1 pseudogene is annotated in these 227 nt (G+C 71.4%); it reads left to right on the forward strand.

Features of this window, described 5'->3' with window-relative positions:
- Window positions 1-227: pseudogene (locus QWJ41_RS21540) on the forward strand (aminotransferase); the annotation flags it as partial.

Here is a 227-nt window from a genome sequence, read left to right on the forward strand (position 1 = left end):
ACGAGCCGGTGGTCAAGTTCGTCTGCCCGGTGCCCGGCTACGACCGGCACTTCTCCATGCTGGCCGACTTCGGCATCGAGATGCTCACCGTGCCGATGCACGACGACGGCCCCGACGTCGCGGCCGTCGCCGCGCTGGTGGCCGACGACCCGGCGGTCAAGGGCATGTGGGTGGTGCCGACGTACGCCAACCCGACCGGCTCGGTGGTCTCCCCCGACGTCGCCCAG

Source organism: Nocardioides cremeus, assembly GCF_030518195.1.
Taxonomy (GTDB): domain Bacteria; phylum Actinomycetota; class Actinomycetes; order Propionibacteriales; family Nocardioidaceae; genus Nocardioides; species Nocardioides cremeus.